The sequence below is a fragment of the Acidovorax sp. SUPP3334 genome (assembly GCF_030159055.1).
GTDB lineage: Bacteria > Pseudomonadota > Gammaproteobacteria > Burkholderiales > Burkholderiaceae_C > Paracidovorax.
The window spans coordinates 21,567-36,426 of sequence record NZ_BQXQ01000043.1; the positions used below are offsets into that span (position 1 = coordinate 21,567).

Annotated in this window: 14 protein-coding genes and 1 pseudogene; 11 read left to right on the top strand and 4 right to left on the bottom strand. The window is 68.1% G+C overall.

Annotation, left to right across the window (positions count from 1 at the left end; genetic code table 11):
- Positions 1–15 precede the first annotated feature (15 nt).
- Both AVHM3334_RS19700 and AVHM3334_RS19705 read left to right on the top strand, forming a co-directional pair.
- Positions 16–336 (top strand): annotated as a pseudogene (locus tag AVHM3334_RS19700) (hypothetical protein); the annotation flags it as partial.
- A gap of 106 nt (positions 337–442) precedes the next feature.
- Positions 443–970 (top strand): transporter substrate-binding domain-containing protein, encoded by a 528-nt coding sequence (locus AVHM3334_RS19705; RefSeq protein ID WP_284415161.1) that lies wholly within the window; start codon positions 443–445, stop codon positions 968–970.
- Positions 971–1,039: 69 nt separating this feature from the next.
- Here the strand turns inward: AVHM3334_RS19705 and AVHM3334_RS19710 are convergent, their stop codons facing one another.
- Positions 1,040–2,470, bottom strand: a complete 1,431-nt coding sequence (locus AVHM3334_RS19710) for a hypothetical protein (RefSeq protein ID WP_284415163.1) — start codon at positions 2,468–2,470, stop codon at positions 1,040–1,042.
- A 206-nt stretch (positions 2,471–2,676) separates the two neighbouring features.
- Between AVHM3334_RS19710 and hpnD the strand changes: the two genes are divergently transcribed.
- Positions 2,677–3,516 carry a presqualene diphosphate synthase HpnD gene (gene hpnD / locus AVHM3334_RS19715; RefSeq protein WP_284415165.1) on the top strand — a complete coding sequence of 280 codons (840 nt, stop codon included), beginning with the start codon at positions 2,677–2,679 and terminating at the stop codon, positions 3,514–3,516.
- Between the two features lie 17 nt (positions 3,517–3,533).
- Positions 3,534–4,868 carry a hydroxysqualene dehydroxylase HpnE gene (gene hpnE, locus AVHM3334_RS19720; RefSeq protein WP_284415167.1) on the top strand — a complete coding sequence of 445 codons (1,335 nt, stop codon included), beginning with the start codon at positions 3,534–3,536 and terminating at the stop codon, positions 4,866–4,868.
- Positions 4,869–5,001: 133 nt separating this feature from the next.
- On the opposite strand, the gene AVHM3334_RS19725 is transcribed toward hpnE, so the two are convergent.
- Complete coding sequence (locus AVHM3334_RS19725; RefSeq protein WP_284415168.1) at positions 5,002–6,252, bottom strand: YihY family inner membrane protein; 1,251 nt, start codon at positions 6,250–6,252, stop codon at positions 5,002–5,004.
- 21 nt (positions 6,253–6,273) lie between these two features.
- Between AVHM3334_RS19725 and AVHM3334_RS19730 the strand changes: the two genes are divergently transcribed.
- Positions 6,274–6,756 carry a DUF2069 domain-containing protein gene (locus AVHM3334_RS19730; protein ID WP_284415170.1) on the top strand — a complete coding sequence of 161 codons (483 nt, stop codon included), beginning with the start codon at positions 6,274–6,276 and terminating at the stop codon, positions 6,754–6,756.
- Positions 6,757–6,817: 61 nt separating this feature from the next.
- Positions 6,818–8,245 (top strand): FAD-binding oxidoreductase, encoded by a 1,428-nt coding sequence (locus AVHM3334_RS19735; RefSeq protein ID WP_284415172.1) that lies wholly within the window; start codon positions 6,818–6,820, stop codon positions 8,243–8,245.
- Positions 8,246–8,315: 70 nt separating this feature from the next.
- On the opposite strand, the gene AVHM3334_RS19740 is transcribed toward AVHM3334_RS19735, so the two are convergent.
- Positions 8,316–8,831, bottom strand: coding sequence for an Ivy family c-type lysozyme inhibitor (locus tag AVHM3334_RS19740; RefSeq protein WP_284415173.1), 516 nt, complete (start codon positions 8,829–8,831; stop codon positions 8,316–8,318).
- 102 nt (positions 8,832–8,933) lie between these two features.
- Between AVHM3334_RS19740 and AVHM3334_RS19745 the strand changes: the two genes are divergently transcribed.
- The 4 genes from AVHM3334_RS19745 (at position 8,934) to AVHM3334_RS19760 (ending at position 11,852) form a co-directional block, all read left to right on the top strand.
- Entirely contained in the window at positions 8,934–9,773 is an 840-nt protein-coding gene (locus AVHM3334_RS19745) for a thymidylate synthase (protein ID WP_284415175.1), read from the top strand.
- A gap of 122 nt (positions 9,774–9,895) precedes the next feature.
- On the top strand, positions 9,896–10,504 hold the full coding sequence (locus tag AVHM3334_RS19750) for a DUF4337 domain-containing protein (protein ID WP_284415177.1): 609 nt from the start codon (positions 9,896–9,898) through the stop codon (positions 10,502–10,504).
- 75 nt (positions 10,505–10,579) lie between these two features.
- A complete protein-coding gene (locus tag AVHM3334_RS19755; RefSeq protein ID WP_284415178.1) occupies positions 10,580–11,071 on the top strand; it encodes a dihydrofolate reductase in 492 nt (163 codons plus the stop codon).
- A 313-nt stretch (positions 11,072–11,384) separates the two neighbouring features.
- The gene (locus tag AVHM3334_RS19760; protein ID WP_284415180.1) at positions 11,385–11,852 is read left to right on the top strand and encodes an Lrp/AsnC family transcriptional regulator; all 468 of its coding nucleotides are present in this window, start codon (positions 11,385–11,387) and stop codon (positions 11,850–11,852) included.
- A 121-nt stretch (positions 11,853–11,973) separates the two neighbouring features.
- On the opposite strand, the gene AVHM3334_RS19765 is transcribed toward AVHM3334_RS19760, so the two are convergent.
- Entirely contained in the window at positions 11,974–14,223 is a 2,250-nt protein-coding gene (locus AVHM3334_RS19765; RefSeq protein WP_284415182.1) for an aminotransferase class V-fold PLP-dependent enzyme, read from the bottom strand.
- 318 nt (positions 14,224–14,541) lie between these two features.
- Here AVHM3334_RS19765 and AVHM3334_RS19770 point away from each other — a divergent pair, with 318 nt between their 5' ends.
- Positions 14,542–14,703 carry a hypothetical protein gene (locus AVHM3334_RS19770; RefSeq protein ID WP_284415184.1) on the top strand — a complete coding sequence of 54 codons (162 nt, stop codon included), beginning with the start codon at positions 14,542–14,544 and terminating at the stop codon, positions 14,701–14,703.
- The last annotated feature ends 157 nt before the right edge of the window (positions 14,704–14,860 follow it).

Here is a 14,860-nt window from a genome sequence, read left to right on the forward strand (position 1 = left end):
CCGCCGTCCGGCGCGGTGCCCCCTCGTTCGTTCCCAACCGCCTTTCCAAGATGCATTTCCTTTCACGACTGCGCCCGTGGGCGTTCATGGCCGCCGTGGCCGCGTTCAGCAGCGCCGCCCCCCGCCTGGGCGCAAGACACGCTGGCGCGAATCGCAAGCTCGGGTGAACCGAAGCTGGGCCACCGTGAAAAGTCTTTGCCCTTCTCGTTCAAGGACGGCAACGGCGCGGTCAAGGGCTACACCGTGGATGTGTGCCTTCAGATCTTCGAGGAGATCAGGAAAGAGCTGAAGCGGCCCGATCTGCGCGTGCGCTATTTGCTGGTGGACGGCAAGAACCGCATCAGCGATGTGAAGGACGGCGTGGTGGACCTGGAATGCGGCGGAACGGCCAATACGGCCGCGCGCCAAAAGGAAATCGCGTTCAACCACCACATCTATCTTCGTGGCGACCTCTTCGTTCCTGGTGCGCAAGGATTCAGGCATCAAGACGCTGGACGACCTGCAGGGCAAGCGCATCGCCGTCCAAGGCAAGACCACCAACGAAGGACTGCTTCGCGCCAACGAGCGCACGTACAACAGCCGGTTCAACTACGTGCTGGCCGACAGCACGATCGACGTGGTGGGCGCACCGATCAAGGGCGAGGCCGATGCCGCCTTCGCCGACGATGCGAGCATCTGGATTCCGCTCACCCGCCTGGGCAAGAACGTGGACGACTACCACTTCGACTACCACTTCCTGGAAAAGCGCCTGTCGCTGGAGCCCTACAGCATCGGCATGCGCAAGGACGATCCCAAGTTCAAGGAACTGGTGGACCGCGTCACGCGCCGCATGATCCAGGGCGGAGAGATGACCGCGCTGTACAAGAAGTGGTTCAGCGTGGAGCAGCAGGGAATGCTGCCCATGAGCATGTTCATGAAGGAAGCACTGCGCCGCCCGAGCGACATGGGCGTGGAGCAGATCGCTTTCTGAGGCCTGTCCGCCAAGTCGGCGGCAGGGGCGGCGGCGCTCCCGAACCGATGCCCCTCGTGGGCCACCGGACTACAGATAGCCTTGGTCGATCGCATCCTGGTGCGCCTGCAACTCTTCCTCCTTGCGCGCCTGGATTTCCTCCGGCGTGCTGGGAGTCGAGTACAGCATCGACGACAGCCCCTGGCTGTCAAAAGCTTCTTTGATGTCTTTGGCCACGCCTTGCAACGCATCCAGCTTGCCGAAAGACTGGCCGATGTCCATCTTCGCCATCTGGCTGAGCGAGGCGTGCAGTTGGGGATCTGCGTAGCGCAGGCCATCCATCTCGTTGCTGGCGAGCAATTGCTTGAGCTGGTTCTGGCTATTGATGATGGCCTCGCGCTGGCCCGACAGTTCGTTGAACTCCTGGGCGGCCCTGAAGGTACTCACCATTTTTGCCCCGCTGCGGCGCATGGTGCGCTCCAGGTCGAAGGCCATGCCCGTCTGATCGACCTTGGCGAACTTGCCGGACAGATTCGCCAGCTTCTCCAGCATCGGAAGGTTGGCCGTCAGTGCCTGGCTCACATGGTACGCCACGGGAATGTTCATCTTCGCCATTTCGTTGCGAAGGGTATTGTGTTTACTGACCGCCGTTTTTTTCTTAGCGGAGAGGTAGTCATACCTTTCGACCAGCGCGTCGTATTGCTCGTCGGGCATGGCATCGGTCGCGTTGTCCAATTGCGTGCGCACCTCATACTGGGCCTTGGTCACGGCATCCATGCGGTTCTTGGCATCGATGTATTTCGCCTTGACCTCCCGGGTTCCCCGGATGAACCGCAGTTTGGGCTGGTCCGCACCGGGGTCAGCGGACTGGGCTTTGGTCCGCCCGAAACCCGTGGATGACGTTGCCTGCTGAGAACCCGCAGCCTGGGTTTTGCTCGCGGGACGCGAAGGGCTCGCCGGGCGCGAGGGGCCAGTGGGACGCGAAGGGCTCGCCGGGCGCGAGGAGTCCGATGAACTGGTGGAGCCCCAGGAGCTTGAAGAATTGGTGGAACCCCAGGAGCTCATGGAACTGAGGGAACTCGATGAACTCGCAGGGCGCATCGAGTTGCGATGCACTCCCGGCTGAGACACCGGCGCATCGCTGCGCCCACCGCCGAACATCTTCAAGCCCGCGGGCTCGGGCTGCTGCTTGCGCGGGGAAGGCGCGGCAGCCGTGGCCTGCTGAAAACTCGAGGTCTGCACGCGCTGATGCGGTTGGCCAACGAAACCCGTCTGCTGGCTGCCGGGCCGGAACGACTGCAGGTTGGCCCTGGGCTGCTGCGACTGCGCGCCTTGCGGACGGGCTGCCGCGCCATTGGACCGCGAATTCAGTTTGGAGAAGACGGCATCCTGCTGCGGCCGGGCCTGCGAGGCACCCGATGGGGTCTTCTTTGGCTGGCCTGTCGTTTTCGACGCCACCTCTTTGACGAAGCGGTTGCCGGCGGACAAGACTTTGGATGCGAGCTTGGAAGTGAGGGACATGAAAACCTTTCAAGGCGGACGCTCGCCGTGCCTCGCATCGGGAAATCGCCGCTTGAAATCCAATGTAGGGGGGCAGCCTGCGCCCACGGCCCGGCCATACGAAAGCGCTGAGAGAAATGCGAAGCACCGGCCTTTTTCCGGCCACGCCCGCTCGGGCGGCCCGTGCTCGCCGCCCGGCCGTTGCGCCCATGGGAGAATCGCGCCCCATGACACCGGAACAGTACGTCCAGCAAAAAGCCGCCGCCTCGGGCAGCAGCTTCTATTACGCCTTCCTGTTCCTGCCGGCGCCGCGCCGCGCGGCCATCACGGCTTTCTACGGGTTCTGCCGCGAAGTGGACGACGTGGTCGATGAGGTTTCGGACGCAGGCGTTGCGCGCACCAAGCTGGCCTGGTGGCAGGCCGAGGTGGCGCAGTCTTTCGCGGGCCGCGCCACGCACCCGGTGATGCACGCGCTGATGCCGCACACCGCCGCCTACGGCATCGAGGAGCGCCACCTGCAGGCCGTGATCGATGGCTGCCAGATGGACCTGGAGCAAACGCGCTATCTCGACTTTGCAGGCCTCGCGCGCTACTGCCAGCTGGTGGCGGGCGTGGTGGGCGAGGTCGCGGCGCGCATCTTCGGGCAGACCGACGACCGCACCACCGAATACGCGCACACGCTGGGCCTGGCGTTCCAGCTCACCAACATCATTCGCGACGTGGGCGAGGACGCCATGATGGGCCGCATCTACCTGCCCGTGGCCGAACTGCAGCAGTTCGACGTGAAGGCGCACGAGGTGCTCAAGCGCCAGTACTCCGACCGGTTCACCGCGCTGATGCGCTTTCAGGCCGAGCGCGCGCACCGGCTGTACGACGAGGCGCTGGCCCTGCTTCCCGCTACCGACCGGCGCGCCCAGAAGCCCGGGCTGATGATGGCCAGCATCTACCGCACCCTGCTGCGCGAGATCGAGCGCGACAACTTTCAGGTGCTGCACCAGCGGGTGAGCCTGACGCCGCTGCGCAAGTTCTGGCTGGCCTGGAAAGTCCAGGCGCTCGGCCGGCTTTGAACCGGGATCCCTCACCCATGCAACGCGTTGCCATCATCGGTGCGGGCTGGGCCGGCATGGCGGCCGCCGTGGCCGCGGCGCAGGCCGGGCACAGCGTGACCGTCTTCGAAGCCACGCGCGCCCTGGGAGGCCGCGCCCGCGCCCTGTCGGTGTCCGACGGGCAAGGCGACTCGGTCACGCTGGACAACGGCCAGCACATCCTGATCGGCGCCTACGCCGAGTGCCTGCGGCTCATGCAAGTGGTGGGCGTGGACCCCGATGCGGCCCTGCTTCGCATGCCGCTGTCGCTGCGCTTTGCCGACGGCAAGGGCATCCGCCTGCCCGACATCGCCCCGCCCTGGGACGCCGTGTGGGGCATCGCCACGGCCCGGGGCTGGAGCCTGGCCCACCGGGTGGCGCTGATGGCCACCACCGCGCGCTGGATGTGGGGCCTGGGCGGATTCCGCTGCGAGCCGGACGACACGGTGCTGCAGATCAGCAAGGGCCTGCCGGCGCAGCTGATGGCGGAATTCGTCGAGCCGCTGTGCGTCTCGGCCCTGAACACGCCGGCCAGCGATGCCAGCGCCACCGTCTTCTTGCGCGTGCTGCGCGATGCGCTCTTCAGCGGGCGCGGCGGCTCCAACCTGCTGCTGCCGCGCACCGATCTGGGCGCGCTGTTTCCCGAACCCGCCGCGCAATGGCTGCAGGACCAGGGCCACGCCGTGCATCGCGCGCGGCGGGTGCAATCCATCGCGCCCTCGGCATCGCAGGGCAGCGGCTGGACCGTGGACGGCGATGCCTACGACACCGCCGTGCTGGCCCTGCCCAGCAGCGACGCGGCCAGGCTGGTGACGGGCTGCGCGGGCTCGGCCCAGGCCGCCATGCGCAAGGAACTGTGCTCGGCCCTGTACGACTGGGCGGCCGTTGCTGGCGCCATGCGCTTCACGGCCATCGCCACGGTCTATGCCCAGGTGCCGGGCGCGCGGGGGCCCGTGCTGGAAAGCCCCATGCTGGCGCTGCGCAGTTCGCCGGGCGAGCCGGCGCAGTTCGCCTTCGACCGCGGCGCGCTGGGCAGCCGTGCGGGATTGCTGGCGCTGGTGGTGAGCGCCTTCGAGGGCGACCGCGCCCAGCGCGAGCAGCAGGTGCTGCGCCAGGCCATGCGCCAATTGGGCCTGCCGGCCCTGGAGCTGGTGCAGACGGTGGTGGAAAAACGCGCCACGTTCGCCTGCACGCCGGCGCTGCAGCGCCCGTCCAACGCCATCGCGCCGGGGCTGTGGGCCTGCGGCGACTATGTGCGCGGGCCCTACCCAGCCACGCTGGAAGGCGCGGTGCTGGCGGGGACTGCGGTGGGCCAGCAGTTGGGCAAGAAATAGCCTCCAGCGCATATACCTCTAGGGGGCATAGCTACAAAAAAAATAGCAATTGATCACCGAGTGCGTGGCAACGACGTACCGGGCCCGGCCTGCCTGGCCCGCCCGGCCAACGACGGCTCAGCGCCGTCGGCGCTCAGGCCCCGCGGGGCAGCACGTCCGCCATCTTGAGCACCGCCACGCCGGTGTTGCCCCAAAAGCGCTCCAGGCTCGGCGCCCGCTCGATCAGCAGGCGCTGCACCAGCGGCTCCAGCGACGTGGCGGCAGGATCGGCCACCAGCAGGTAGCGCGGCTCCACGGTTTCGGGCAGGCCGGCGGCGGTTTCGTTCACCTGCACCACCCAGTCCAGCGCGGTGAGGGATTCGATCACCGGCTCCAGTTGCAGCGCATCCACGCGCAGGGCCTGGCACAGGCGGCTCATGCGCAGGCCCCGGGCGGGCGTGCCGCTGGCCTGGTGCAGCGCCTGCAGCACCTCCACCGCCAGCTGAAAGGTCCAGCCCTGGCCGCTGGCGCGGCGGGCCACGCCGTTGAGCAGGCTGGGCAGGTAGGCCGCCACCACCGCGCCCAGCAGCACGATCACCCAGGCCACGTAGATCCACACCAGCAGGATGGGCAGCGTGGCGAACGCGCCGTACAGCACCGAATAGGTGGGCACCGAAGCCAGGTACAGCCCCAGCACCTTCTTGGCGACCTCGATGCCGACCGAGACGAACACCCCGCCCGACCACGCATGGCGCCATTTCACCTGCGTGTTGGGCACATAGCGGTACAGCGCGGCGGTGCCGCCGGCCAGCAGCATGAATTCGATGGAATCGAACAGCAGCCGCGCACTGTCGGGCAGCGCGTCGTGCAGCCCGCGCGAGGCCGACGCCGCCACCCAGGTGGTGAGCGCCAGGCTGGCCGCCAGCACCAGCGGCCCGAGCGTGATGACGGCCCAGTAGATCAGCACCCGCTGACCCAGCGGCCGCAGCCGGCGCACGCGCCAGATGTTGTTGAGGGTGCGGTCGATGGTGAGCACCAGCGCCAATGCGGTGCCCAGCAAGATGGAAAAGCCCGCCACGCCCAGGCCGCTGGCCTTGGCCGCGAACTGGGTCAGGTAGCCCAGCACCTGGCGCGAAATGCTGTCCGGCACCAGGCTGTCCACCAGCCAGCGCTGCAGGCCCGTCTGCAGCGTGCCGAAGATGGGAAACGCGGTGAACACGGCCAGCGCCACGGTGAAGAACGGCACCAGCGCCAGCAGCGTGGTGAAGGTCAGGCTGCTGGCGGTGAGGCCCAGGCGGTCCTCGCGGAACCGCTCGCGCAGGGTGTGCGCCGTGATGCGCCAGGGAAAATGCGACAGATCGGCCAGGACGGCTTCAAAGCGCTGCGCAAGTGGGGCTAAGGACATGGCCGATATGATGCCACCCCGATGCCATCTTCCCCCCTCCCCCCTGGCGCGGCCACCAGCCCCGGCCACCCTGCAGCCCCCGACGTGGCTGCCACCCGATGGCTGGCCGTGGGCTGCCTTCTCGGCCTCATCGTGCTCAGCCTGGCCTGGGAGCTTTGGCTCAGCCCACTGCGGCCCGGCGGCTCCTGGCTGGCGCTGAAGGCGCTGCCGCTGGCGGTGCCGCTGGCCGGCCTGCTCAAGCACCGCATGTACACCTACCGCTGGGTGAGCCTGGTGGTGTGGCTGTATTTCACCGAAGGCGTCGTCCGCGCCTGGAGCGACAAGCCGCCCGGCCAGTGGCTGGCGATGCTGGAGATCGCGCTGTGCCTGGGCCTGTTCGTGGCCTGTGCGCTGCACGTGCGGCTGCGCCAGCGGCACGCCCGCGAGGCGGCGGCGCTGGCCGCGCCCAGGCCCTCACCAGGCCCTGCGCCCGAACCGGCCCCCGCACCGGCACCAGCACCCTGAGGGCGGCCTGGTCGCCAAGCCCCCGTCCCATGATCCGTTTCCGCAAGATTTCGAGAACACCATGTCCACACTGATCGACACCCTGCGCCAGACCGTCGGCGCCGCCCATGTGCTCACCGAGGGCGACCTCACCGCCTGGGAACAGGACTGGCGCCGCCGGGCGCGCGGCAGGGCCCTGGCCGTGGTGCGCCCCGGCAGCACGCAGGAAGTGGCCGCCGTGGTGCGCGCCTGCGCGGCCGCCGGCACGGCCATCGTCCCGCAGGGCGGCAACACGGGCCTGGCCGTGGGCTCCATTCCCGACGAAACCGGCACCCAGGTGCTGCTGAGCCTCACGCGGCTGAACGCCATCCGCGCGGTCGATGCCGACAACCTCACCCTCACCGTGGAGGCGGGCGCCATCCTGCAGAACGTACAGGACGCGGCCGAAAAGGCCGGCCTGCTGTTCCCCTTGAGCCTGGCGGCCGAGGGCAGCTGCACCATCGGCGGCAACCTGGCGACGAATGCCGGCGGCACGCAGGTGGTGCGCTACGGCAACGCGCGCGACCTGTGCCTGGGCCTGGAAGTGGTCACGCCGCAAGGCGATGTGTGGGACGGCCTCAAGGGCCTGCGCAAGGACAACACCGGCTACGACCTGCGCGACCTGTTCATCGGCAGCGAAGGCACGCTGGGCATCATCACCGCCGCGACGATGAAGCTGTACCCGCAGCCCGCAGCCAGCCTCACGGCGTGGGCCGCCGTGCCGTCGATGGAGCACGCCGTGCAACTGCTCGCCCTGGCGCACAAGCACCTGGGCGCGGGCCTGACGGGTTTCGAGGTGATGGGCCGCTTCGCCCTCAGCCTGGTCGCCAAACACATGCCGCAACTGCGCGTGCCCTTCATCGACCAGGCCGACGTGCCCTACGGCGTGCTGCTGGAAAACAGCGACAGCGAATCGGAGGCGCATGCCCGCACGCGCTTCGAAGCGCTGCTGGAAACCGCCTTCGAGGCCGGCTGCGTGACCGATGCGGTCGTGGCCGAGAACCTGGCGCAGGCGCACCAGCTCTGGCACATCCGCGAGAACATTCCGCTCGCGCAGGCCGAGGAAGGCCTGAACATCAAGCACGACATTTCGGTGCAGATTCCGCGCATTCCCGCCTTCGTCGAATACGCCGATGCGCTGCTGCAGCGCGAGATCCCGGGGGTGCGGCTGGTCAATTTCGGCCACCTGGGCGACGGCAACCTGCACTACAACGTGCAGGCCCCGGCCGAGGGCGATGCCAAGGCCTTCCTGCGCGACGAGGAAGCCCGCGTGAACCACCTGGTGTACGAAGCGGTGGCGCAGTTCGGCGGCTCGTTCTCGGCCGAGCACGGCGTGGGCGCGCTCAAGGTGGACAAGCTGGAGAAGTACCAGTCGCCCGTGGCGCTTTCCATGATGCGCGCCATCAAGGGCGCGCTGGACCCGCAGGGCCTGATGAACCCGCACTGCATGCTGCCGGTGCGAAGCGCCTGACGATCTGCCGGCCCCGCCAGGGCCGGCACAGGTGAGCGAGGGGCCGCACGGCGCGGCCCGCCAGGCCGGCTCAGCGCCGCGCGTCTTCCAGCACCTTGCGCACGTCGGCCGGCAGGGGCACCGGCGCGCCGGCGTCCTGCACGTCCCATTCGGCATCGCCCGTCTGCAGCCACACGCGCATCGCATCGCGCGAGGGGTCCACCACCACGGCGGCGGACCGGGCATCCGGCTGCTGCGAGCTGCGGCCGGTGATGTAGAGCAAGCCCCCTTCCTGCCGCAGCGGCGTGGCGATCGCCATGTTCTGCAGGAATTCGGGGTGATTGACGGGACCGAGCAACTCCTTGACCCGCACGCCCATCGGGCCCGTGCGCAGAAAGTCCGTGCCTTCCGACGGCTTGCGGCCCACCTGCGCCTGCACGCCGGCCCAGCGTTCGGCGGTGGCCGTGGCCGTGGCCGGCGGTGCGGAGGCGGATGCCGCAGGCTTGGCAGGTGTCGGGGCTGGCGATGCGGGCGTGAGCGGCACCTGGGTGGCGCAACCGGCCAACAGGAACGCGGCCAGGAACGGTAGAGAGGCTGAAAGGCGCATGGGGCGGATTTCCTTGAATCGAGAAAGCAACCGGCAAGCTTAGCCGCTGCCGCCTAGAATCCACCGCTCCATCGTTGCGCCTAGCGTTCAAGCCCATCGCCCATGACCGATTCCACCCGCCCCGTGCGCTCCCAGTACGAAGACTTCATGCGCCACGTCCACACCCACGGCGTGGCCAAGGGCGACCGCACCGGCACGGGCACGAAGAGCGTGTTCGGCCACCAGATGCGGTTCGACCTGAACGAGGGCTTTCCGCTGGTCACCACGAAGAAGGTGCACCTGAAATCCATCATCGTCGAGCTGCTGTGGTTTCTGACCGGCTCCAGCAGCAACCGGTGGCTCAACGAACGCGGTGTGACCATCTGGGACGAGTGGGCGCGCGAGGACGGCGACCTGGGCCCCGTGTACGGCGTGCAGTGGCGCAGCTGGCCCAGGCCGGACGGCGGCCACATCGACCAGATCGCCCAGGTGGTCGAGACGCTCCGGAACAACCCAGACTCGCGGCGCATCATCGTGAGCGCCTGGAACGTGGCCGATCTGGACAAGATGGCCCTCATGCCCTGCCACGCCTTCTTCCAGTTCTACGTGGCGCCGCCGCAGGCCCCCGGCGAACGCGGGCGGCTGTCGTGCCAGCTGTACCAGCGCAGCGCCGACATCTTTCTGGGGGTGCCGTTCAACATCGCCAGCTATGCGCTGCTCACGCACATGGTGGCGCAGCAGTGCGACCTGGACGTGGGCGACTTCATCTGGACGGGCGGGGACTGCCACATCTACAGCAACCACGAGGAACAGGTGCAATTGCAGCTGGGCCGCGAGCCCTTGCCCTACCCCACGCTGCACATCCTGCGCCGGCCGGACAGCCTGTTCGACTACCGCTTCGAGGACTTCGACGTGCGGGACTATCAGCACCACCCGGCCATCAAGGCCCCGGTGGCCGTCTGACCGCCGGTCGCCACGGCACCGATCCGATGGGGCGCTCCACTGCCTGAAATTCCCGACGGGACGGCCTGTTGCAGGGCGCGCCCGTTTTTTCGTTTTTTCGTCCAACCAGAGTTCCACGCACTATGTCTTCCGACGGATTTCACGTACACGGCCCGCACGACCACGCGGTCGAGCATGCCAGCCAGGGCCACGACCAGGGCGGCCATGGCACCGCGCACGAAGGCGGCTTTTCCACCACCAGCAAGATCGCGATGTTCACCGCGATGGTGGCGACGGTGGGCGCCATCTTTTCCTACATGGGCGGGGCCACGCAGGCCAATGCGGGGCTGCTGAAGAACGATGCGGCCATCCGCAAGACGGAGGCATCCAACCAGTGGAATTACTTTCAGTCCAAGAGCACCAAGCAGTCGCTGACCGAGATGGCGCGCGACCTGGCGCCCGACGACCGCAAGGCCGGCTACCAGACCAAGCTGGACCGCTACGAAACCGAGAAGAACGAGATCAAGGCCCAGGCGGAGAAGCTGGAACGCGAGTCGCTCGATTTCGACCACCAGAGCGAAGCGCAGATGCACCAGCACCACCGCTGGGCGCAGGCCACCACCGCGCTGCAGGTGGCCATCGCCCTGGCCGCCATCGCGCTGCTGACGCGCAAGAAATGGCTGGAATACGGCATGTACGGCGTGGCGGCGATCGGCCTGGGCGTGGGGACCATGGCGTTCCTGCACTTTTGATGCCCTGGCGCGCTATCGCTACCGCGATCGCCCTTCCCTTCTTATTTCTTTGAAGCCGCTGTGAGGATGTCCGTCATGGCACTGCACCTGATTTATGCGCGCGCCGCCAATGGCGTGATCGGCAAGGACGGCACGATGCCCTGGCATCTGCCCGAAGACCTGGCGCATTTCCGCCAGCTCACGCACGGCTGCCCCGTGGTGATGGGCCGCAAGACCTGGGATTCGCTGCCCCCGCGCTTTCGGCCGCTGCCGGGGCGAGCCAACATCGTGGTGACGCGGCAAACCGGCTGGCAGGCCGAGGGTGCCTTGAGCGCCGCCAGCCTGGGGGAAGCCCTGCAGATGGCGGCGGCGCAAGGCAGTGCCCCCACCTGGGTCATCGGCGGCGCGCAGATCTACGCCCAGGCGCTGCCGCTGGCCACGCGCATCGAAGCGACGGAAATCGGCCGGGATTTCGAGGGCGACGCACACGCCCCCGACCTGGGGCCCGAATGGGTGGAGACGGCGCGCGAGCACCATGTGAGCGCGGCGGGCCTGCCGTACAGCTTCGTGACGCTGGAAAGGCGCTGACGGCGCTTCATGGACTGCGGGGGCTGAAAAGGGGCGGCTGCCCCTGCGTTCGAAACGGCTTCTGGCGGGCTGGGGCGCTGCCAGTGCGGCGAAATCCCTGGCGGATTGCAGCACCGCCAAGGCGGGTCGCGGCGCCCATCGACTGCGGTCGAGGCCAGGAGAAAGCCCCCAGACTGCGCTCAGCCGGCGCGACACGGGCAGAATCCGCTTGGCGGAATCATCCGATCCGCAGCCGGGCGCGGCAGCGTCGCAACCCCGCGCGACGAGGGCCCTCCTCTTCATAATCACCCCTCCCTTCCCATCCGAATTCACCGTGAAACTAGACACCATTGACCAAAAGATCCTGGATCTGTTGCAGGAAGACGCGGACCAGCAAGGGGCGGAAATCGCCGCCAAAGTCGGGCTCTCCACCACGCCGTGCTGGCGCCGCGTGCAGCGGCTGAAGGAAAGCGGCGTCATCAAGAAAAGCGTGGCGCTGGTCGATGCGCAGATGATCAATGTCGGGGTGACGGTGTTCGTCTCGGTGCGCACCAGCACCCACACGCAGGAGTGGTTCGAGAACTTCAAGGCCACCATCCAGGTCATGCCGGAAGTCGTCGAGTTCTACCGGATGAGCGGCGAGATCGACTACCTGCTGCGGGTGGTGGTGCCTGACATCGCGGCGTACGACCGGGTCTACAAGAAACTGATCGCCAGCAACCACCTGTGCGACATCAGCTCCAGCTTCGCGATGGAAGAGATCAAGTTCACCACCGCACTGCCACTGACCTATGCGCGGTAGCAGCAGCGATTGCTATATTTTTCATAGCACCACCCCTTAGAGATTATTGTGCTGGAGGCCTTTTCGACCCAAAACCCCCCGGCTGCACCTGGAAGGCTCTTGCACCTCTTGGTGCGCCCGATCAAGGGCGCCACAGCGCCATGCCGCCCGCCAGGCTGAAGGCGCGCGCATGGCCCAGGCGGCGCAGCGCCTTGGCGGCCTGCGCGCTGCGGTTGCCGCTGCGGCAAAAGAACAGCACGGGGGTGTCCGGCGGCAGGGCGAGCCAGTCCGGCAAGGCATTCACCAGGGCGGACAGCGGCACCGCCTGGCGTTGCACCGCATCGCCCAGCTCGGGCGCGCGGCCCAGGCGCTGTTCGTAGGGTTCGCGCACATCCACCAGCAGCAGCGGGGACTCGCCCTGCAGCAGGGCCTGCAGCGCCGTGGCATTGAGGTCGCTGGAGGCAGCGGCTGCGCAAGGCGCCGCGTCCACCCGGGCACCGCACACCATCGGCTGGCCGCCCGTGGCCTGGGGCGCGAGGCCGTGCTCCAGCTGGGCCTTGGCCTCGGCAAACGCCTGGGCGTCCAGATGGCCTTCCAGCACCTGCGCCAGCAGCGGCTGGGCCGTGCACTCGGTGCCCAGCGTGCTGGCGAAGCGGTCGTCGTAGTCGTGGCCGGGCAGCAAAAGGGTTTGCGGGCCGAGCACCTGTGCCAGACGGTGCAGCGACGGGCCGAAGGCCAGCGGCGCGCTCTGGGCGAAGTCGCTGCGGCCCAGTGCGCCCGGCATCACCGTGTCGCCCACGAAAGCCAGGCGCAGCAGCCCCTGCGCGCCGTGCAGCAGGTAGGTGGTGGAGTCTTCGGTGTGGCCGGGCGAGGCCAGGCGGGTGAGGTGCATCGCACCCAGGTCGATCCGCTCGGCGCCATGCGGCCAGCCCAGGGCGTCCACGGCTGCGGCATCCAAGGTGGCCGCATTGCCGCTCAGCGCCGCACGCAGTTGCGGTGCCGAGGACGCGTGGTCGCCGTGGCTGTGCGTGTCGAGCAGCGCGGCCAGCGTGTAGCCCTGGCAGCGCACCAGTTGCGCGAGCCGCTCGGTAACCTCGGGCAGCGGGTCGATCACGGCGCAGCGGCGGCTGGCGGCATCGGCCACGAGATAGCAGCAGGCGCCATCGACCACGAAACGCGTCACGCCCTCCACCGGCGGCGCGGCATGCTGCGCCGGGCCCAGGCAGCTGTCGCGCAGCGAGCCGCCACAGGCCCGGATGCGGGCGCAGGCCTCGTCGATGAAGGCGCCGTCCGCGGCCGGGCCGAACGACAGGCGCACGGCCGAGGCCGATTGCCACGCGGGCAGTTGCATGGCCTCCAGCACGTGGCTGGGCTGCGCCTTGGCCGCGCTGCAGGCCGAGCCGCCGCTGACGCGCACGCCGGCCGCGTCGAACAGATCCAGCAGCAGCTTGGAGCCCACGCCCGGCACCGAAAAGTTGAGCGTGGTGGGCAGGCAGTGCGCGGGCGGCGCGTTGAATACCAGGCCCGGAAAGGCGTCCTGCAGCGCATCGCCCAGGCGCGCCCGGTAGTCGGCCAGCACCGCGGGCGGCTGGAACGTGGTGCCGTCCTCCAGCGCCGCCAGCACCGCGCCCAGCGCGGCGATGCCGGCCATGTTCTCGGTGCCCGAGCGCAGCGCGCCCTCCTGCCCGCCACCGGCCATCATGGGCGTGAACGGGGCGCCTTCGCGCACGTAGAGCAGGCCGATCCCCTTGGGCGCGTAGAGCTTGTGGCCGGAGAACGTGGCGTAGTCGATGGGGTGGTCCACCAGTTGCAGCGGCATCTTGCCCAGGGCCTGCACGCTGTCCACCATCCACAGCGCGCGGCTGCCGGCGAGGGCAAGGGCGATGCCCGCCAGATCGCTGACCACCCCGGTCTCGTTGTTGGCCGCCATGGTGCAGACCAACCCGGCGCGCGGCGCATGGGCGCGCAGCCAGGGAAGGTCGTGCCGGCCGTCGCGGCCCACGGGAATCGGCAGAATCTGCAGGTTCAGCTGCAGCAACGCATTCCAGTGCTTGAGCGCCTCGGGCACCGCCTTGTGCTCGGTGGCGCCGTAGAGCAGCAACTCCGGCACGGCCTCGCCCGCAGCGCGCTGCACGCGCAAGCGGTCCAGCGCGGACAGCACCGCCGTCTGGATGCCCTCGGTCGCGCCGCTCACGAACATGAGCTGCCCCGACGGCGCCCCCACCACCCGCCGCGCGCGGGCGCGGACCGCGTCCATCAGAGCACGGGCCTTGAGGCCGGTGCTGTGCGTGCTGCTGGGGTTGCCGTAGTCGTCCGCCATCGTGGCCAGGGCCGCGGCGCGGGAAGCGGGAAGAACGGGGGTGGTGGCGTTGGCGTCGAGGTAGATTTCCATGGATTTTGCTCGAATTCTATGAATCTTGGTAACTGCATCCATCGTAAGCAGCTTTTATGAGAATATTTTTCTCATTTACTTGCCAACATAGAAATACAAACCGTTATCGAATCGGCAAGATCGCAGCCCGCGAAAACGGTTTGCCATGGAGCCCCCATGTTCAGCACGCCTCAGCCATGCGAAGCGCCGAGGTGCTCGTCCACGATAGAGGGTTCGCCGCGGCCCATCACGGCGCCGCGATGCCACCCCGTGTGGAATTTGTGCAGCGAGCGGTTTGCGCGCGCTGAAGCGACCCGGTGACGTCGAGAGAAAGCATCCATGCAGCAGCAGGCAGAAAACGCCCCAACCACCACCACGCCCACCGCCGCCCCCGGCATGGCCGGGCCTGCCGGCAGCCCCGGCGCGCCACCGCCACCGGGCGGCGACCTGTCGCACCACACGCCGATGATGCAGCAGTACCGGCGGGTGACTTACTCATAAGTCAGTAACTTAGAGAACACGCTCTTGCGAAGTGCGGCGATCGGTGCTTTCATTGACGGCATGAAACGAGACGGACGCACCCTGGCCCACAATGTGTTGGAAGAAATGCGCATGCTGGCCGTACAGCGCATGCGCGAAGGAGAGTCGCCAGCAGCGG